1 protein-coding gene is annotated in these 23763 nt (G+C 41.9%); it reads left to right on the forward strand.

Features of this window, described 5'->3' with window-relative positions:
• The first annotated feature begins 1171 nt into the window (after window positions 1-1171).
• Window positions 1172-23629 carry a DUF4347 domain-containing protein gene (locus tag NG743_RS24645; RefSeq protein ID WP_257122190.1) on the forward strand — a complete coding sequence of 7486 codons (22458 nt, stop codon included), beginning with the start codon at window positions 1172-1174 and terminating at the stop codon, window positions 23627-23629.
• Window positions 23630-23763 lie beyond the last annotated feature (134 nt).

The raw sequence follows: 23763 nt of genomic DNA on the forward strand, positions 1-23763 counted from the left end.
AATTTTCATGAATTAACGTGAAAATAATCAATTTAAGGAAGTTGATGAGAACTACACTAAGTTTATTGTTTCTTCTGTTTCTTCATAAATAGCTACAACCGAATTATCAAGAGATTTCCAGAATCATAATTAATAAACTTAACTTAACTTTCTTAAATAGGCCCACAGCATATAGAAAAATTATAGGTTTCAATAACCTTTTCAACGCCAATCTAATTATGGCGATTTCTTGGAATTTTCATGAATTAACGTGAAAATAATCAATTTAAGGAAGTTGATGAGAACTACACTAAGTTTATTGTTTCTTCTGTTTCTTCATAAATAGCTACAACCGAATTATCAAGAGATTTCCAGAATCATAATTAATAAACTTAACTTAACTTTCTTAAATAGGCCCACAGCATATAGAAAAAATTATAGAGTGGTGTTACTTAAGTTATTTGTTTCAATTTCTCAATAACCTTTTCAACTCCAGTTGATCTGAACAAAGTATTACTTCCACCACTTTAGGTATTAAAAAATGAAACGTATTTCTTCGATTTCTGCTCTCGTATTAAGTAGGTAAACAAAATAAAAATGAGGGGTATTGCGTTTTGTAAAATGGCTAAAACTCAATCAGAATCTCGCATTGAGACAACTTTACATAGGGTTATATACCTTTAAATTTTTCTGTTCACCTACTTAGAGGATGTTTGAAAAGTTTCCGGCCATTATAAAGATGCCTCCGGCTCCCGTCAGGGATACGTGGAGTTAGGGACTTCCAATTAAAAAAATCCCCAAAAGTTTCTTGTAGTGCGGGACGAATTGCCCGCTAATTACCAAGGACAGGCAGGATGCCCATCCCACAAAATTGGGTAATTTATTTTTTGGTGATCCCTAACACAAAATTAAGGTTCTTAACCCACGTATCCCTGACGGGACCGAAGGAATAGGTGGGTTTTGTCTGTGTATACTCAAAACGGCTAGAAGCTGGACTACTAGAACGCTCTGCCTTCAATGATATTAGAGACAGAGCCTTATCAACTGCATTCCTAGTCAGAGACTAGGAACGAGATGTGGTAGGGATTTGAGCTTAAGTTGACACCATTAAGCTTTTGCTTTACCCCCACCCACAGAATCAAATGAATAAGCTGTGTTGAGTATATATATAATTCACAAGGACTAAATTAAAATGAGCATAAACGATATCACAAACCTAAATTCCTATAATTCTGACCTACTACAGCCACTAAATTCAGAATTAGAAGATCCCTTGTATCAAAAACCATATAAATCCAGTAATTTACCGAATTACGGGTTAGACACATTGGTTTTTGTTGATTCATTGGTACAAGACTACGGGCAAATTTTATCAAACCTCAGCTCATCTGGGGTAGTTGTACTCGATAGCCATTTTGATGGAATTGGGCAAATTGGAGAAGTATTAAAAAATTATCATGATATCAGTGCAGTCCATATTATTTCCCACGGTAGCGAGGGAACAGTAAAACTAGGAACAACAACCCTATCTGATAGTAATTTAAGTCTGTACGAAGAGCAGATAAAAGAATGGGGTACAGGACTCACAGGTACAGCAGATATCTTATTTTATGGTTGTAATATCGCTCAAGGTGAAGACGGACAAGCATTTGTCACTCACCTGAGTCAAATTAGCGGGGCTGACATAGCAGCGTCTACAGATAGAACAGGTGCATCCCCCTTGGGTGGTGATTGGAAGTTAGAATTTCAAACAGGGGCAATTGAAGCCACAACCATACAGGATAATACTTATAACTATGTTTTAGATGCTACTCCCACTTCCTTGACATTGCAAGGGTTATATGCTGCATGGCAAGATAGCACTCCTGAGAACTTTACCATTGCCGACGCAGAACTAACAATCAATAATAATGTTTTCCTTAGTGGTACGTTTAACGTCACCTCTAGTGATAGCAATCAAATAAAACTTAGCGCCACACAGTTAAATGGCTTTGTTGGCTATGGTGCAGCAACAACCGGAGATACAACTGATGATCAGGGTCTGGCTTTAAGTAATGGTAGTTTGATCTTTACCTTAAATAGTGATCATAGTTATAGCTACAGTATTAATAATGCCTCAGTAGAAAGCCGAGGAATTGATTTCTTAACCGTTAGCACCACCATCAACGCCACAGGTGATCAAAATGGGGCTAATATTTCTTTAAACAGTACAAAAGTAAATCTTAATAATGTTGCCTCCATTAATGGAGATATTGACTTTAAAGTTGATAATACATCAGTCAATATTACTGGCACAGATGTAGAAGTATTTGCCGGCTATGGACTCTCCACACCAGACACCACAGATGACATAGGGGTAGCAGTATCCAATGTCGGATTTAGCCTCAGCCTCAACTCCAACAAACAATACAGCTATAGCCTCGACACAGCAAATACTGCCCTAGAATTTAGAGGCATTCCCACAGACGTTCTCACCATTGCTGCCCAAGCCGGACAAGCATTAACAATTGCAGCCACAGGCACAGACGGAGAACTCAACTTCACAGTTAATAATGCCGATATCACCCTGGGTAACTATGCCAAACTCAGTGGCAACTTAGGCTTAAAGATTGCCAAAGATAATACTGCTACAACTGTCACCCTCAATGGTAGTAATATTAGTGCCTTTGCTGGTTATGGTGCAGCAACCAGTGACACCACAGATGACATAGGGGTAGCAGTATCCAATGTCGGATTTAGCCTCAGCCTCAACTCCAACAAACAATACAGCTATAGCCTCGACACAGCAAATACTGCCCTAGAATTTAGAGGCATTCCCACAGACGTTCTTAGCATTGCTGCCCAAGCCGGACAAGCATTAACAATTGCAGCCACAGGCACAGACGGAGAACTCAACTTCACAGTTAATAATGCCGATATCACCCTGGGTAACTATGCCAAACTCAGTGGCAACTTAGGCTTAAAGATTGCCAAAGATAATACTGCTACGACTGTCACCCTCAATGGTAGTAATATTAGTGCCTTTGCTGGTTATGGTGCTAATACTACAAACACCAGCGACGATGTTGGGTTACAGATTGCCAATACCGATTTTTCATTGATACTCAATGCAGATAAGACCTATGCTTATGCCTTCGCAGGAGATGTTGGTCTGGTAGGTATTAACGGGCTGACCCTTGGTGGTCATGTACAAGCTGTTGCGAATAAGACTGGCTCAAGCATCACTTTAGGAAATACATTGATCGCATCTGGAGTTAATCAAGTCAGTGGCACAGACTTAACTCTCAATATCGCTGGTCTGACTGAACTGAGTGCTGATTTGGTTTTTAATATCCGCGAATCCGATGGTGCAATTTTAGCCGCAGGTAAAAATATCTTAGCCTCCGTCAGTCTCATTGATGGGATGACAGGCAGTTTAGAAGATGGCACGCTTGGGTTAGTGTTACTCAAAGACGGCACTTACGCCCTCCAAGGAAGCGGTACAGCTAACTTAAGTGTGGCAGGTCTCACGTTTACAGGCGATTTAGGAGTCGAGATTAATCGCACCGGAAAAATTATTGATGAAACCATTGCCATAGGTAATCAGACAGTTGCCGTTAAATTTATCAATCCTACCGATGTCAGCCGATTCAATGCCTCTAACCTAGATATGGTATTGACGGACGCTGTTAAGGACGCGCTCATAAATGGGGCAGAGCAACTAATCGATTTGAAACAGACTCTAGTTCCTACCTATGACAGTGCAGGACAACCCACATCGGAAAGTCCCTTAACAATGTCCTTACCTGGCACTGATACTACCCTAGACAGCATATTGGGGATCAGTAGTTATTTATCACTAGGGGATTCTGTCAAAGCATACATAGAACCTGTTCAGCCCAGTGCCACACCGCAAACCCTAAAAGGATTAATAACCAGTCTCAGAAGCAATTGGCTACCAACATTACCGATCGCCAATGGATTGGATTTTGTGATTGGGAAAACAGGTTTTTCTATATCTTACGCCTCAGAAAATCATTATCAAAAAGCCATAAATCTAGCCGTTGATGCCAATGCCGCAGACTTTGGTATAGAACTAGATGGTAAAGCTCAAATCAATGTAGGGGTGGATTTAGGAATTGACTTTGATCTCAGCTTTGACTGGCAAAACTTTAGCACCAAATTTGATCTGAATAAACTGGCATTCCAAGCCACAGCCGCAGCCACAGATATCCAATTAGGGGCATATTTCGGACCATTATCCATGAGTATTGGTTCGGACGAAATCGGTAAACAGAAAGGAACAGCAGCCATTACAGTGGGTGGTTCACTGTCTTATGTCAATAACCAATTAAACGTCACAACCAACAACAATCGCATAGATGTGATGTTGCCTTTCTATGGTTCTTTAGGTGGATATGAGTTTGGTAATGGAGTCACACCCAAAGTATATTTAGAAGGGCAAATATTTAATGGATCTGGGCTGACCTTCCGTACTGAAAACTTCGACAAACTCCTGAATTTCCGTAATTTTGGCGTAGCTGATGCCATAGGGATGGTCAAGGATATCATCTCCTGGGCTAAGGACTATCGCCAGTCCGATTTCATGAATATAGGGATACCCTTTACGGAACTATCAGTAGGAAGTGCCTTAGACTTTGCCACCACAATTAACGATAATGTTCTGTCAAAAATTGACTTATATCGTCCTGTCGTTAATATTTTCACAGGCAGTAATGGAGTTCTCAGTGCTGGGCAACTCACACAAACAGGACAAACATTTGATAGTACCTGGAAAGGCAAAGTAGTCACGATTCAAGGTTTAGGGGACTTCAATATTTTAAAAGTCGAGAACAATACCTTAACCCTAGAAAATGCCACTAATATCTCACAAACAGGGTTCAACTTTTCTGTTCATAATAAAAAAGAGCAGATTCGCACCTATCAAGAATTGATCGTTGCCGTCAATAATTCCGGCATTCTCCCTGTTAATGTGCCGATGAGTTATGACCCAATCCAAAATGCCATTATTATGCCCTTCAGTTTCAGACAGGATTTACCTGTTCTGAATAATGTGGCGTTGGATTTGGGCTTAGATTTAGGTGAATTATCCCTCTCTACTAATGCGAAAACATCACTAAGGGCATCAGTAGATGGACGGATGGATTTAGTTATTGACTTTGACGGTCCCACAGGTGCAGAACCCATAAATCTGTACGTTGATAACGTCGAACTCAACGGAAATGCTAGTTTTGATGTGAGTGATTTGGAAGTAGCCGCCAAACTAGGGTTCTTGGGATTAACCGCTGGGGGAGCAGGAACAGGATCAGGCGTTCACCTGGCTGCTAGTATTTCCACAGGATTAGACCGCGATCGCCAGAACAATACACCCGGAGACAGACGTTTTGGCTTTAATGATTTAATCAATGGCGATTTGATGGATTCCTTCTACCTGGATATTGATGGTGAAGGCTCCGCTAAATTAAAAGGATTGAAGGTAAATGGTGGTTTCGGGAATATTTCCATAGCACCTAATCTGGAACTAGGAGTTTATGCCCCCAACCTCCTCAATCTCTCTGGATTCCAGACAGTTAAACAACCCGTTACTGAATCCTTCGATCTTCAGGCGCAAATAGCTAGTGGGGCAATTCAGGACAAAGGCATCGTCGTCGTCATCCCCAATCTGTCTAGCATCTTCGACCTCAAGAATTTGAGCTTTGAACAGGTGATTCAAGGAGTACAGATGGGGATTGACTTCATCCAGGAATCACTGGCAGACCAGCCCTTCTATACCACTCCCATCCCAGTCATTAATACATCCTTACAAGAGTCATTCAAGTTCCTGGATGATCTCACTAGCAAATTAGAACTAGCCGCCGCAAATCCTGCTGGAGTCCTACAAGAAGTAGAACTGACCATCGAGAATGCCTTAGGACTGGTAGATAACAATAGTTTGGCTGCTGACGAACAAATATTCTCCCTATCCTTGAGCGATCATTATCTCAATATCCATTTAGGCTGGCAGGCACTTTTCTCCCAACAGTTTGACTTCAATCTCGATCTCAAGACCCTGAAGGACTTGTCTGGAAATGCCCTCGCTCCCGCTCTAGATGCCATTGATGCCCTAGTTGATATCAATGGTGGTGGTAATGTTCTCTTTGAAGCCCTAGCCAGACTTAGCTTTGATGTGGGGATCGATATTAACACTCTGACTACATCGAACCCCGACATTTTCCTCCGGGATTATGATCCCATGACCGGTAAAGGAACTCACGCTCAAATAGGGGCGCGTCTGGAAGGTAAAAACCTGAACTTAGGCTTTCAAGTAGGTCCCTTGGAGATTGCTGTAGATCAAGCAAGTTTAGTATTGGATGCCGATGGCAATATTAACACCAAGGATTATGCTGGATTACTGATAGCAATTGACCAAAAAGCCACTTCTACCCAGCCTGATGACGGTTTATATCACATCCTCTCAGAATCCTTAACAGACAACCTTTCCGTGAAACTCCTGGGCGGTTTTGATATTAATCTGCCCATTAGCTTGAGCATTTTAGGAGCAGATTTCAACCTTGATCCAATTCATATTCAAACTAATCCTGCCTATGGAGATCAAGGGTTAGTCCAACTATTTAAGCATTTAGCAAAATCAGCGGATGCAGGGATCGAAAAACCGCTGCAAATGTCATTCCCCGATATTCGCGGTCAGTTTGCATCAATTGGTGGCAACTTCTCCCTCCTAGCTCTAATTAACGATCCTTCCTTCATTCTCAATGGCGTGGATAGTGCGGTGGGGACTCTAGAAGATGTCCTGAATTCCGGTTTGGCACAGAATATACCCCTAATAGGCGAAAAATTAGCCACCGCCGCCTCATTCCTCCGAAATATGCGGACAGGAGTATTAGCAGACCTCCGCGCCAAACTCAGTGGCAACGGTAAAGCCATAGCATATATCCGCGAAACTCTGTGGAATATTTTGGGACCGAGCAAGTTGAACTTGTTGTTAGATGCTAATAATGATGGACAACTTGATATTAATGATGTTCAGATTAACTGGTTTGATGCCAGTGGTCAAAAATTACAAACTTGGCATCAGGGAGATATTTTACCCACAGGGGTAGACTCCATCCAATTTGATCTGAAAATGGGTGGACGCATTTATGGAACAGGTATTGATTTACCCTTAGATTTTAAACTTCCCGGCTTCAGTTTGGATGTAAATGGTGGTTTTGGCTTAGATATTGGTTGGGGTTTTGACTTTGGTTTTGGTCTGAGTCTCCAGGATTCATTCTATCTAGCAGCCAGCGATGATACCACTAAACCAGAATTGCACTTAGATGTAAGTGCTTTCTTAGATGGTACACCCACAGATCCTAATGTCACCACACCTTTCTCCGCCCAGGGCAAATTATTATTCTTTAAAGCCACTCTTGTAGATAACAATCCCAATGACAAAGCCAGTGGTGTCTATGGTCAATTAGGGTTAGATTTACTAGGAGATGCCCGTGGTCGGTTAACCCTAGATCGGATTTTCTCTGGTAGCCTGAGTAAAACAATTAATCTTAAATTTGGTGTCGATGCCAATTTAGATTTAGGCATGACCTTGGAACTAGATGGAGCTAAGGGATTACCACGTTTGGGCGGTGATTTCCAAGCTAGTTGGAATTGGGAACTAGGCAAAAAAGTCCTTGCACCCACCGTAGGAATCAAGAATTTACGTATTGATGTCGGTAGTTTCGTCACCGATTTCCTCACGCCCATTGCCAGCAATATTAAGAGCGCCCTAGAACCAGTTAGACCTCTAATTGAGATTTTGCAAACGAAGATTCCTGGCTTAGATATGTTGATACCAGATAACACAGTTAAAGGGTTAATTAACATAGTTCTCCAGTTAAAAGGGCGCAAACCTATTGATTGGGCATTTCTTGATGAAGCTCAACAAATGCTAAATTTCGTAGATAAGTTAGCGAATCTTCAGTCCACAGGTTGGCTCCCCTTGGGGGATATTGTCGGACTTGGCACTAAGAATGTTCAGGGTATCGCCGCCAGTAACCAAAATATCCCCGCAGATATAGATAACTTTCTCAATCAAAATACGCGCACAAAGCCTTCCACAGCTAATCAAAAATTCAGTAAGGTTCCCCGCTCTGGTTTCCAAGTTCTCCCCTACATTAAGGATATTGGCAACTGGACAAAGATTCTGACAGGTGGTGATGCAACGTTATTTACTTATGAAATGCCGATTTTGAAGTTTGAAGCAGACTTCAGTATATTGCTGGCTACCATTCCTTTGCCACCTACACCGCTTGATATTAAAATCAGGGCATTTGGTACCTTTGGAGCCAGTGTGGATTTGGGTTTTGGTTACGACACCTACGGCATTAGACAAGCAATTAATTCGGGTAATCCTTTAGATGCCTTTGATGGTTTCTTCATCATGGACTATGCCCTGGAAAAAGATGACAAGGGCAAACTCAAACTTGGTCAAGAGAAAGATGAATTGACTTTGAAGGCTAGTTTAGGAATATCAGCAGCTCTATCCCTTGGCATTTTTAGTGTTGGCTTACAAGGCAACATTACTATGACTATGGGCGTGGATCTGCAAGATATTAAGAAACCGACGCTTTATAAAAATAATGAAGGATATGTAACTAACCAAACCTGGGAAGGTGATGGTAAGATTCGCATTTCTGAAATGATAACAATGTGGAATTACCAAGGAGGCGGTCCGAAGAATCTAGTTAACTTAACTGGAGCGATTAATTTAAGTGCCTCTGCCTTTGTAGAGCTAGATTTGGGTATAGGTACCATCCGGGTTTTGGATCTACAGATATTTGATATTGAACTAATCAATTTAACCTACAATGCTCCTAATGTACAGCCAGTGCTGGGAGAGGTGCGAAATGGTGTCCTCTATCTGAATATGGGTAGTAGTGCTAGTCAACGGGTTTATAAAAACCAAGATGGCGGCGAAATATTTACCCTGGATGATCAGTACGGTGCAGGTACAGTCAATGTTGAGTATGAAGGCTATTACCAAAGCTATTCAGGTGTCACCAGTGTTGTCGCTGATGGCGGTGAAGGTGATGATACCATTGATGCCTCTCGCTTGAAATATGCCACTGTTAATTTGAAGGGTGGTAAGGGTAAAGATAAACTGATTGCCGGCTGGAAGGGTGGTACCCTCGATGGTGGTGAAGGTGATGATGTTTTAGATGCCTCTCTCGCTATTGATATTGTTACCCTCATCGGCGGCGATGGTAAGGATAGGTTGACTGGTGGTGCTGGTAACGATATTCTCATCGGTGGTGCAGGGGACGATCGCCTCTCTAGTGGTACGGGTAATGACACCCTAGAAGGCGGAGAAGGTACTGATAACCTCTCCGGTGGTGAAGGCAATGATACTTATATGTTTGCCGATGTGTTTGGTTTAGATCGCTTCAGTGATAGTTTGGGTGCAAACATTTTTGACTTCACCAAAGCCGCTCAGAGTATTAACTTTACTGTCGGTCGTCGCGGTATCAGTGCTGAACAGGGTGGTGGCGCAAATGCCGTTAAAGCCAATGGCGCAACAGTTGTGAAGCTGAGATTAGGTCGTGGTAATGACCTAGTTAATATTAGCGACTTTGCCGATCGCACCATTGATATTGAAGATATTGGCGGAGATGATACCTACAGGGTACGGATGGGACGGTCCCAGGCAACACTCGCTGATGGGGTAATTAACCTCAACGATAGCAGCGGTGCTTTTGATGAGGTAATTCTTGAACAAACAATGAATACCTCCATTGCTTTGAATCAAAATCAGGTCAAGAATGGGCGGGAAATCTTGAATTACAACAGCGATGTTGATCGTCTCACCTTCCTGGGTAAAGCTGCTCAGTTTAATCGTGGTACTGTCCTGGACTTTGGTGGCAATGTCAGTTTCAACAATACCGATAACAACCTGATTTCCCGTTTAGGCAGAACTGATCTGCGCGTGATTGCTAACAACGTAAACTTCCAAAGTCAGATTAATTCTGATGCTATCATTGTTGATTCTTTCCAGACCGTTATAGTACCTAAGATCCTCAATGCTGTTAATAATGGTTATATTGATCTGCGTACCTACCGCGATCTCACAGATATTAAATTATCCGCCGATCTCAAGGTATCCAGTGCTAATAATGAAGATGCCCAAGGTGGTGGTTGGATTCGCCTCACAGCCGCCGATGGTTCACTAATCAATACCAATGCTTCCGAGATTTTAGGGAGTAATAGCCATCTGATTGTTAAGGTTAAAAATCAAATTGGGACAGTTGCCGCCCCAATTCTTACGGATATTGGCGCATTAACCGCAGCTACCGCTCTCCATGGACAGGGTGACATTGTTATCCAAGAAAAAGACAGTCTCAATCTGTTAAGCAATGGAGATGAGACTCCTGTACAAGAGAATCCTGGCTTGATCCTGCCTAATCTCCCTAAGAACCCAATTTGGGTTACTAACAGTAATTGGATTACTAACCTCACTTCAGATTGGCGTAATCAAATTCTTGATGGTGCAAATCAATATGCAGTAGCTAATGGTAACGGCAATATTGCAATTACTTTGTTAGCACAGGATTCTCGCCTGAGTTTACTCAGTGGTGAGATTACCGGACGCACCGCGGGCGCGAACATCGTTCTGACTGCCGATGATATGAACTTCCGCACCGGCGCAAATCAAGTCAACGGGGTTGGTGATCTCACCTTGCAAGCTAACCAACTAGCTTGGAACTATATGTTAGGTGGTGCTGCCGAAAATCGCTCTGGACAAGATTTGAATGCTATCGGCGTAGATAATGCCAATGTCTTTGAATTGTCGAATCTCGACTTAGGTGCGATCGCTGGCGACTTCGATACTGTTACCATTGGGCGTACCAATGTTGGTAACGTTATGGAAATCGGGGATTTATTCTATGGCACTAGGGGCAAATTTGTACCAGACGTAGCTCGTCCTCTCCAAGCCCAGCAGCCAGAATTCCGCAACACCACCACCCTCAAGACCGATTATCTGCATATTCGAGGCGATGTCCACGCCACAGGTGAAATCCTGAATATAGAAACCCGTAACGCCCTCATTGATTCCCAAAATATCCACAATACTTTTGGTTCGACCGATTCTGGTGTCACAGCAGCCAACTTAACCTTCAACGTTAAGGAACAAATGGCTGTCAGCGGCTGGTTAAGAGCTACCGAAAATCTGAAAATCAATGTTTATGGCTCTACAGGCATTGGGGCAATGGGTACTTATGAAGGCGAAGGACCCAATAGCCTCCGCACTAACATCGGTAGCGAAATCGCAGTTTTATTAGCCGATGGATTAGTAGATATTGACACCGTTGGCTCAATCAAAATGGCTGGTTTAGTGGATGCCAAAGGTGCTAATTCCACAGCCAAGATATACAGTGACACAGTTATTCAACACTTAGAAGGTTCAATTGTCCAGGCCAAAGACAGGGACGGACAAATTCGCATCGAAGCCGGACAAGTCATATTAATGGACCCAGGTAGTGCCGTAATTGCAGGGGCGCGGTTTGAAAATATTGACGGTAAACCCACAGCCATTAAAACTGGTGATGGGGCAGACGTAACCATGATTTCCCCCCATGAATTAGTGATCAAAGGCACAGTCACCACTGCCGATCAAATGAACCTAACAGCAGGTTCACCACTAAATCACTACAATGACAGTTACTTTAGCCTGTTACCAAAAGATCAACACGGCAATGACCACTATTTAACAGCCATTGATGAAGATCAATTTGGAATGTTAATTACGGGAACATTAACCAGCTTGGCGGATAATACCACCTTAACCTTAGCCACCCAAGATGACATTATTATCCGGGGCAACATTAATGTTTTTGGTCAAAATTCCCACCTGAAAATTAGCACCCCCACCTGGGCTTATATCGAAAGCATCCTAGACGTTAAAAATAACATTGATATCTTAGGTGGCTTTAATTCATTGGGTACGAGTACCAATGGGGCAAATACTGATGGTTCTAGCGTCTATGTTCACGGCACATCACGCATCAATAGCAAGCAAGCGGGCAGCAAAATCAATATTAAAGGCGCTCAAGACGTAGACATCTTTGGTGCAGTAGTTGCAGGTGGTGTGATTGGTGAAAATGGTGTCACCTTCGCCCAGGATTCTACGGTAACAGTCAACGCCGGACAACAAATCTACTTAGATACAGGGTTACTGGCTTCTAAATCAGTAGTAATTAATGGTGGTGCAGCGGGCGCAGACGACAATGGACTAGGTTTAATTGTCACTGCCGCAGGTGGCGCAACCGCCTTGGGCTTAACCTCCGATAATTCCGGGGCATTAATTTCCATGAACAACCAAGGTAACATGGAGATGATGGGAACTTTGGTATCAGGTGGTAAATTAAACCAAACCTTTGATGCTAACGGAAATATGTTATCTCAGACCATTGACTGGTCAGGTGAGTATGGCAAAATTCTCATTAATTCCGTAGGTCAGGCATTCATTGGTGGTAATACCGTTGATCAACAAGGTAACGCGATCCAAACTGGTGGGTATTTGTATGCCGGCGATCGCATTGAAATCAATGGCGGTAGCAATAGTTCTGGCACAGGTGCGTATATTCAAGCAGCCAGCGAATTAGTCACCCATACCGCCGACAGTTCCATCGAAATTAATGCGGCTCAAGATGTTGATATTCAAGGTTTACTACTACCTGGTGGTCAAATCCAAGCTGTTCGTGATGCTAATGGTAAATATTTAGGTCGCTATGTCACTAATTATGGTGGTAATTCCACTATCAAAGTCACGGCGCAAAATCAAGTCAGAATTGGTCAAATTCTCCGAGCAGGTAAACAAATTGACCTAATTGGCGGTATAGACCCCGTAGAACCAGGGGTAGCAAATTCTGGTAAAGGCATGGTGGTGTATGGCTCAACTCAGTTGGAAACCTGGCGCGAAAATAGCCAAATCAACCTTGATGCCCCCGGACGCATTGACATCCTCGCCCCGGCACATACCAACGAAATTGAAGCGGCTGGTTTTTACGAATTAGCTACAGGTGTAGTCAGTCAAGATATCACCCTTAAACTCCGCATTGATAAGGTGAATTTTGTCATGGAAGCCACCGTCACCTTACCAAAATCGGTGACAACCAATAACACCAATATTGTTGACCTCATTAATGACTTAAATAACACCATTAAAGCTGCAACTTGGACAGTGGTTAACACCCAAGACAGTACGGTTAATCCTATTGGTAGCACCTACACAGGATTTGATCAATATGACATGACCGTTAAATTGCGAGATGGTCGCTTAATGCTGACCAGTTCCTACGCAACAACACTACTGAAAAACGGCTCTATCAATGCTAATCTCTTAGGTTTTACCAATCTAACTACAAATTTAACCTCAAATCTTCCCTACGCCATTAAAGCAGGTGAAATTGGTTCACAAGTTACCATTGGTTCACCCACCAGACCAAACGGTAAACTATATATTGCAGGTAAAGTCCTGGGTTATGAAGCTATTAACCTCAACAGTGGCACATCCCCCGATGGTATTGATATTGACCTAGACTACACAGGTTTACTAGAAACCCGTGATGGTTCTATCATCTTGGATATTGGTGCTTATGGCATCGTCAAAGGCGACGTAATTGCTGCTGGTACAGGCTCAGACGTAGTGATTACTGCCGACAACACCATCGAACTATATGGCAGTCTCACCGCCGAAGACCAAGTCCGTTTAAGTGCCGGCACCACAATAGCTGCGGGACAAACCACCGTTCACACCTTTGGTACTAGTAAAATTGAGGGACGGTTAGTAAATATTACTGGTCTGAATGATGTCATTATTGACAGCACTATCGGTGAAGGTAGTGTGGGCATGACTAACATTGACATTGCAGCAACCTATGGAGATCTAACCCTAGCAAGGACTTCTGGACGGATTATCACCGATGCTGATTTGACCCTGACAGGTAAGAATATTAGCGTTGAAGGTGTCTTACGTCATACTCAAGGTGATGCAAATGCCAATACTACAGAAGTCTTAATTGATGCCACGAATAATGTCACCTTGAACACAGACATCATCAGTCAAGGAACAGTAAAAATTAACGCTGTTAATCAAATTCAGGGTTATAACGGTCAAGTTTTAGTCCAAGGTACAGGGGAAGTTCTCAATCTTAACCAAACTAATGCTAACGGTAATATTAGCTTCGGTCGCACTATCTTAGTTAATGGTAAATATCAACAACAAGGTTTTGATTTACAGGGTATTGCGAATCTTACCGTTAATAGTGCGGGAACAGTCAATATTGGCTCTGGTGTTCGTCTTTTGAGCAGTGCTGACAACAGTAACATTGACATTACTGCTAATGTCATCAATGTGATTGGTTCATTACTAGCAGGTGCAACACTCAATAACAATAATGTCACCTGGACAGGTAAAACTGCTAATGTTAACCTCACCGCTGCCGATGTTGTCACCTTTGGAGGTGCAGGTGCAGATAATGTTACAGGTGCAATGGTAACTCGTGGAGGTTCAGCCCAAGCTACCGGAAATGTGAATATTACGGTCAATGGTGGGGCAAATCTGCTCGATTTCTCGATAAATAGCCTAAGTTCCATTAAGAGTGATGCTAGGGCTGCCTTTAGCGAAACAGGAACGCCACTCTTTAGTGATATAACCGATAGCAGCATTAATCTCACCGCTCAGGGTCAAGTCGAAATTGATGGTTTAATGCAGACTTATGACAATAATTCAGACATTACTATTGATAGTGCCGGATTATTGTTAATTAATGGTTATCTCAAAGCCGAAGATACATTGACAGTTGATGGTGGTACCAGTAGCCAAGGTTATGGCTTAATGTTGACACCATTAATCTATCAAGATCCTCAAGGGCGGTTTGTGAATAGTGCAGGCTTCTATATTAATGCTGACGGTGAGTATGTTAATGCTAATGGTGTGAAACTGGCTTTAAATGCTGCACCTGTAGCGAGTTCCGAAGCAGCCGCTAATCTAACCCGTGTGAGTGGCGGTACTTTAGACACTGCTGCTAATGGTTTCATTAATATTTCGGCTGAGTCGGGTATTGTTCTTAGTGGTCAAGTTGCACCATTTAACGGTACAACCGTTAACCCCGAAAAAGTGACGATTATCAGCGAAAATAACGCCGGAGATGTGTTTATTGATAATGCTGTCGGTGCTAAGAGTCAAATCATTATTAAAGGTCGTAATCTCTATCTCGTTGACTACCGAGAAACTAACCCACAAGCTTCAATTCTGCCGAATAATGCCCTAATTCAAACCTATGGCTCTGGTAATCTCACCCTAACTGACCCAGCGATTCAAATTCAAGGTACAGGTGAGGTGATTATTGCTAAGAGCCAAGCACCTTTAACCCGTGCTTTGGTTGATGCTCACAAAGATATTGAGGTTATTGCCAATAAACTCTGGATTCAAGGCTATTTAGCAAGTCGTGGTAATAGTGACATTACCTTAAATGTTGTTGGTGATGCCACGATTAATGGTTTAGTGACAGCAGATCGTAATTTGAACCTACGCACGGGAATTAATCCGAATTGGTCCATTAATACTCTGCGCGGTACAATTACCCGTTCTCAACTTAATGGTGGTAATGTACTACTCAACGGTAAAGGCACGTTAACGGCTACTTTAGGTAGTGTTTCCGTTGTCGCGGGTGGAACAGTGACAGTTGATGCGGACGTGATTTTGGGTGATGGTACTAAACCTGTACCTTTACCATTTATTACCCAAAAAGGCATTACTGTACCTGTGGTGACGGGTACGAAGCAAATTTCTGATGGTACGGTTTTGGTAGAATCGGTAAATTGGATTCCTACTACAGTAACTGAACAAGTTGGTGTTGATAATGTCAGAGTTGGTAGTAAGTTCTACACAATGGATGTCACATTAACTCAAGATAGTTTCTGGAATCCCACTACCCAAACAGAACGAGAATATTTTGTCAATAAAGTTGACTATTCTGTTAATGCCAGTGGTCAGTTAATCATTGGTGGGTCAACTTATAATGTTAACTGGGGTAGTTCTGGTAAACCCTCTGTTGATCATGTGTTTGGTGGATTGAGTGATGAACAACGGTTAGTGGTCTTAGATAAACTGGGTTATTATCAACTCTACGATTTCAGTTACACTAACGCCAAGATTAACCAAACTATCAATGGTAATCCGACTGTACAAACTTGGAATCCTACTTGGGCAAATAATACAGCCAAAACCATTATCAATGTGCCGGTTGATGGTTGGAATAATTCTACAGATTCCCGACAAAATAAATATATTCGTGTTATTTCTGGTTCAGAAACGGATGTGAAAAATGTCCTGCGCGTAGTTTCCCAAGGTTCGCCCACAGCCTGGAATGAAAATGTTGGTTACTATTGGGATAATGCCAATGTTAAATATACCCAAGATAAATCAACTTTAACAACCTACTATCACAATGGTGCTTGGGTTCAAGATTATGATAATAGTCCCACCCGTTGGGCTGTGAGTTATTATGATAGTGGCACACGCAACTATTCAATTAATGAACGTAATCAAGGCATTAATCCCCTTAGCAGTCCGATTAGTGGCATCAATCACGGTCAAACACCGGATTGGAATGCCGATCTCAATTTCGTAGCTCAAAACGACAATAAATCAACCTACGGCTACGCTCCAACTCAATACTTCAGCACTACCGCAAGTCGGGCATCAGGTGCATATTATTCCAGTTCTCGTAATAACATAAATGTTGGTTACGATCCTAATAATTATCTGGCCGATAGCTGGACTTCAACTTATGACCCAAACTATGATTCTTTTAATACTATTATCGGGATCATACCTGCATATGTACTTGTTCTGGCTATACATCCAAACCGAGCCGGGGAGACCTCGTGGTTTAGCACAGGGACTAGTGGAGCACCTTGGGACAATTTTTACAGTTCTGCTGCATTCTGGTATAGGGGAAGAAATGTCACCTCTCCGACTGAATCTTCTCCTAATGAATACAGAGCTACGGTTTATGACGGTCCTAATATGACTGGTAAGTCATATACATTTACTGGACAAGATATAGACATCAACCACCTAGATTCTATAGGTATGAATGATAATATTTCATCAATTCTGGTTGAACGTAAGGTAAAGACTTGGGCTGGTTCACAGCTTTATGAAAATTATAATGACTACTGGTATAATTGGACATCAACCAACACCACAATCTACGACAAACGCCTCACCCTCCAATATCAATGGGTAAGTAATCAGGAAGATATTTACGATAATCGGGCGCGTTACGAAACCCGTGATATTCAACTCAAGAATGTCTCCGTCCAAACTAATAATAAATTCCGCACCGAAAACATCACCGAAGATCAAACTATTTGGGTAACAGAACGTCAAAATTCCAATCAAAAACTACCGTTTGGTGCATTTAATAATGATACCATTCGTGCTGCTAATGGCATTACCATTGATGCCACTGGTAACATTAGTATTGCTGGCAAATTAGTCGCTAACAGTGCCAGCAGTAATATCAATATCAACAGCTTGGGTGATATTACGATTCAAGGTAAACTACCCGTAGGAAGCAGTGCTAGTGATACCTTAGCCGCACCATCCTATATTTCTGCCCAAAATCTGATCAATATCACGGGTAGTAGTGTTAGTGTCCTCGACTTTAGCGAATTATTCGCCAATAACAGCACCGGACAAGTTAACATTACCAGCACCTCATCTACAGGTGACATCAACTTTGCAGGTGCAATTAATGCAGGTACAACCGCTACTTCCGGTACTCAAGTTCAATTAAATGCGGGTAATGACTTAAATCTGGTCGGTTTACTGAATGTCGGTAATGGAGTGATTGCTAATGCTGGTCAAGTCGGTGGTATTGGTAACATTACAGGTAATAACTATACCTTTATCCAAACTGGTAGCAACGGTAATATTAACCTGACGGCGGGTGCAACCACAGGTAATATTGATTTACCTTCTGGTTGGTTAATCACTGGTACAGCAAATTTAACCGCATTACAAGGAAGCATTAACAACTACAAGGTTAATAATAGTGTCTTTGCCAATGGTTTAATTACGGCTAACAATATTAATCTAGTTGGTAAGTCAGGTATTAATGCTAATCTCAAAGTCACCAATTTGAGTGTTACCAATAGCAGTACAGGTGATATTAACCTAACTCTTGATAGTACCAGCACCATCAACGCTACAGCTATTAATACTAACGATGGTGATATTGACATTAAATCAGTTAGTGGTATTCGTTTACGCAACGCCACAGCCTTAGCGAGTGGAAATGATATCAATATTATTTCCGGTGGTGCAGTCACCGTTGATAGATTACAAGCTTACAATAACCTCAGCTTAAAGGCTGCTGGTGCATTGATTCTCGATTTAGATAATGATGCTTACCTGTCAGCCGGCACAACTATGAATCTCTCGGCTGCAAGTATTAGCCGCAATAACACAAATCGGATTAATGTCCCCACTTTAGATATCAAATCTGGTGGTAGTCTCAATCTATATACTCAAGTCAGTACCCTCAGCTTAACAACAGGTGCTGCGGGTGATGTCAGCATTGACAATAAAGCCGCCAATCTCAGCTTGACTTCGGCGCTGATTGGTGATGGTAACTTTACCCTAAACACATCAGGTATCCTCACTGCTAATCTCGTCAAAGTAATTAACAATAGTCAGGGACGGAATGTTACTTTAACTTCCGTTGGTAATCTGACCATTGGTCAAATTGATGCTGGAAATTACGCTGACTATGATGCTAACGGTAATTTGGTCAGCTACAGTCAAATTAACCTCACGGCTAACGGTGGAGGTGACATTCTCGCCCTCAATTCCAATGATGATATTGCTGACTTAATTGCAGTAAAAGCGAACCTGTCTGCTACGGGTACAGGTGGGGAAATTGGCTTATTAGAAGTGGATTTAGCCGAAATTACCGCCTTTGCTGATGGCAATATCCAAATTGAAGGTATCGGTAAAATCGGCACTGCTAATCGGGCATTAAATATGCCTCAGATGACTTCTAATACAGGGAATATTCTGGTTTCCAACTTGGGTTCTCTAACTTCATCGGCTCAATTAAGTGTTGCCCCTGGTACAGGCATTATTGACTTAAATAGTAAGCAAGGTGATTTAGTAATTACTGTCATTAATGGGGATGTACTTTTAAATGCTCAAAGCATCAGTCTTCGTGCTACTCAAGCCTTAACAATTGATTCAAGTATTACCCTTGATGCTATTAACGTTAACCTCAGTGCTGGCGATTCTGGAGTTGTTCAAGGTGGGGTGAAACTGCCGATTGTTAAGACAGATAACCTCACCTTTGAGGTGGGTTCTGATAACATCATTATTTCCCCGGAATCCTTTGCCAAATTTACGGAGAAAACATCAGGAAGTACCACCACAGTTAGTCTGAAGGCTAGAGGTAATTTACAAATTACGGGTACTTATGCTGGTTATTACAAATACCGTGATACTGCTACCCAAGTTGATTATTACCTCGATAAAGGTGATATTTCTCAGTCTACGGTTTACAATTCTGCCTTGGTGGCACTAACACCTGCTGAACAAGCAAATGTTGCCCTCGCACCTGTCTTGAATACCGTGCAATATCAACTGCGTGAACCTCAAAGCGGTAAGTTTATCTATACTGGCAATGATGGACGAGAATATTATGCAGATACAAACCTCAGTGGTAATATCTACAGTCGTCAAATTAATCAATCTGGGGCTTATTTAGCTGCTGGTTATTATGCTTACGCTGTCACGGAAAATATTACTGGACAAGTGCCTGTTAATAAGATTATTTACTCCACCCAGTCTGACTATAAGTTGTTGAAACAACAAAACCCAACCTATAGTGATGTCCAGATTTACTTTACTAAGATAACTAATGCTAGTAGTTTGAATCTGCAAGCAAAATTACAGTCTGAGTTAGCAGGTGCTATTAAACTATCTCAATCTGCGGGGCAATTAGCAACAGCACAAACGAGTTTCGGCTTATCTGCTGATAACTTAATTCTGAATGCTCAAAAAGACTTAGGTAGTTTAAACTTCCAGCAAATGATCACTACTGCTAGTTATGTAGAGATCACCACTGGGGATAACATGGTCTTAACTGGTTCTCCTGTGTCTAATAACTTGGTACTTAGTTCCCTGGGTTATTATGATGGTGCTAATTTAATGGGTGGTAGCATCAGCACTTCCAGTGGCACAGTGTTAAATTCTAACAATATCAACGTTTCGGCTCTTAAGAATATTAGTATTGCTACCAATGCCAATACTTTAAACGCTTCAGTAATGGGCAGTGGCACAATTACGGTAAATGAGACTAATGACCTGACCCTGAATAATGTCATCGCTAATGATGGTGCTGTCACTATCACAGCAGGAGGTGGTTTAACCATAAGAAATGTCACTACTGATACTGGCGCAGTGACTTTGACTGCTAACAGTATTCTCGGCGGTACTGAGGTTACGGATATTCGCGCCAATGCACTAACCCTTAAGACTAGTGCTGGTATTGCTACAACTAATAATGCTCTACAAACATCTGTTAATACTCTGACAATTGCACCTAGCAGTGGTGATATCTATCTTGATAACGTCGGCGTACTGACGGTTAATAATGCTAGTCTCACTACTGGTTCTCTAGATTTGGAAAACTGGGGAGCTTTGACGGTGGGTGCTGTCACAGTTAATAGTGGTAATCTGGCAATATTTACTCAGGGTCTATTAGCGCTAGCGCAGAATGGCAATATGTCCGCTAGTGGCACTATCAATCTGGAAGCTGGAGACTCGGCTGCTGCTGGAGATAACCTTACCATTTATACCAACGTAAGTATTAGTGCTGGTGGCACAATCACCTTAAAAGCTGGAGATGATTTGACCCTCACTAGCACTGCAAGATTGACTACGCCAGGTGCAGTAAATATCATCACGGATCAGGGTGTTACAGATGTAGGTGTTGGTAGCAATGTCAATCTTTATGGAAATGGAACTGTTAATGCTGCAACAGTGAACATTACTACAGGAGATGATGGTGATAGGATTACTCTCTACAGTAATAAAGCTGCTACCACTATTAATGCAGGTGCGAGTCACGACATCATCACTTTGAGTAACTTTAGTAATACTCTCAACGACTTTACTGTCGCTGTCACTGTTAATGGTGGCATAGGTGTAAATACCTTAAATATCCTTAATCAAGGGGACACCATTGGGCGGAATATCAGTCTTACCGCCACAACAATTAATGGTGTGGGGGCTGGAGTCAACTACAACAGCGTGCAAAAAGTCAACCTGTACTTAGGCTCTGGCAATGATGCCATCACAGCAAATAACACAGTTACAGCGGCTATCTTTGTAGATGGTAATGGTGGTACAGATACATTTGGACAGGATTTCTCCCTCCGCACTGATGATTTAAACCTGACTGTTGATTTGCAAAACTTTATCCCTAGTACCATTGATTACGCCGATGTTGAGCAAATTGGGCTGATTTTGGGTTCTGGTAATGATACTGTGACGCTGGTTAATCCTATCCTCAAATCTAATTCCATGTTCTCTATTGTAGGGAATGCAGGTAGCGATCGCCTCAACCTAGACTTCTCTGCCAATACATCAGGCTTTAATGAAGCAATCACAGTTAATGGCAGCTACGTCAGTGGGTTGGGACTAGATACCCGTCTACAATACACCACAATTGAAACTCTCAAAATACAATTGGGTGCCGGTGCAGATATGATTAATCTCACCAACAACTTCACGAACAATTTGGAATTAAACACCAGCAGTGGTAACGATACCGTTACCCTCAACAGTAGCCAAGGTAAAACCCTCATTAATACAGAAGCAGGAAGTGATATCATTCAGGTGAAAGCCATTAATGCGGATACAACAGTAGATGCTGGTTCTGGAAATGATACAATCCAGATTTACAATGATAGTAATACTGTCAACAATATCGCGGCTGCCCTGACTCTCATCGGTGGAAATGATACAGATACGATTACCATTACAGATTCAGGAGACACCACAGCTAACACCGGAATCCTCACCAGCACCACATTAATAGGACTGGGAATGACCAATGGTGGCATTACCTACAGCAATGGGGAAACTCTGAATATCAACTTAGGTTCAGGTGCAGACAACTTCACCATTAACAGCACCCACGCAAATCAAACCAACTTGAATACTAATGCAGGTGCTGATACAGTCCGCATTAAGACCATCATTGGTGCAACAACAGTAAATTCGGGGACAGAAGACGATAATATCCAGATTTATAACGACAGCAACACGGTAGATGATATTGCTGCTTCATTAACAATTAGTGGAGATGCGGGGACTGATACCATCACTGTTAATGATGCTAGTGATACCAACGATAATACAGGCATATTAACTAACACCAATGTGACTGGTTTAGATATGGCTGGAAGTATTACCTACAGCAATGGGGAAATTCTGAATATTAACTTAGGTTCAGGTGCAGACAACTTCACCATTAACAGCACCCACACAAATCAAACCAACTTGAATACTAATGCAGGTGCTGATACAGTCCGCATTAAGACCATCAGTGGTGCAACCAACGTTTCCACAGGTACAGAAGACGATAATATCCAGATTTATAACGACAGCAACACAGTAGATAATATTGCTGCTTCATTAACAGTTAGTGGAGATGCGGGAACTGATACCATCACTGTTAATGATGCTAGTGATACCAACGATAATACAGGCATATTAACCAGCACCAGTGTAACTGGTTTAGATATGGCTGGAAGTATTACCTACAGCAATGGGGAAATTCTGAATATCAACTTAGGTTCAGGTGCAGACAACTTCACCATTAACAGTACCCACACTGGACAAACCAATCTAAATACCAACGCAGGTGCAGATACGGTAACGATTAATGACGCGAGTGGTATATTATCAGTTAACAGTGGCGATGGTAATGATAACCTAATAGTCAATGCAACTCGCGCTACGACTAACATTGATACTGTTGCTGGACAAGATAGTATTCGCATCAAGTCTATTAATGCCGCGACAACAGTGAATTCAGGTACAGAAGACGATACCATCACAGTTGGCAACGACAGCAACACAGTAGATAATATTGCTGCTTCATTAACAATTAGTGGAGATGCGGGAACTGATACCATCACTGTTAATGATTCTAGTGATACCAACGATAATACAGGCATATTAACCAGCACCAGTGTAACTGGTTTAGATATGGCTGGAAGTATTACCTACAGCAATGCGGAAACTCTGAATATTAACTTAGGTTCAGGTGCAGACAACTTCACCATTAACAGCACCCACACAAATCAAACCAATCTGAATACTAATGCAGGTGCTGATACAGTCCGCATTAAGACCATCAGTGGTGCAACAACAGTAAATTCGGGGACAGAAGACGATAATATCCAGATTTATAACGACAGCAACACAGTAGATAATATTGCTGCTTCATTAACAATTAGTGGAGATGCGGGGACTGATACCATCACTGTTAATGATGCTAGTGATACCAACGATAATACAGGCATATTAACTAACACCACCTGAGTTCGATATAAATAATCATCCTGAAAACTAATTATATCGGGCTTTTCTCAATTAGCAATGATTATTGACAATAAATAAACAAGAGAAAACAATCCAAAATTGAATATTTTGGACTCACAATTTAATTGCATGAA

The organism is Dolichospermum heterosporum TAC447 (genome assembly GCF_024584745.1).
GTDB classification, from domain to species: domain Bacteria; phylum Cyanobacteriota; class Cyanobacteriia; order Cyanobacteriales; family Nostocaceae; genus Dolichospermum; species Dolichospermum heterosporum.